Annotated in this window: 1 pseudogene; it reads right to left on the bottom strand. The window is 67.0% G+C overall.

Going from position 1 to position 224, the window contains the following annotated elements:
* Positions 1-224, bottom strand: a pseudogene (locus tag LG396_RS39055) (GntR family transcriptional regulator); the annotation flags it as partial.

Genomic DNA, 224 nt, shown 5'->3' with positions numbered 1-224 from the left:
GCCTCGATCTGCTTGTACGAGGCGTGGAAGACCAGGTCATCCACCTTGAGGCCGGTGTCGTACTCGGTCGCGCCGGTCTTCAGCCGGTGCTCTTCCGCCTCGCGCGCCCGGTCCTTCTCCCACTGGTGACGTTCGTTGGTCCGCAGCACGGTGCTCCGCGGGCGCCGGACGAAGCTGCCCCTGCCGTGCTGCTTGTCGATCAACCCTTCGTACTGCAGCACCCG

This window comes from Streptomyces aculeolatus, assembly GCF_020400605.1.
Classification (GTDB): Bacteria; Actinomycetota; Actinomycetes; order Streptomycetales; family Streptomycetaceae; genus Streptomyces; species Streptomyces aculeolatus.
This window is presented reverse-complemented; position numbering and strand designations above follow the sequence as displayed.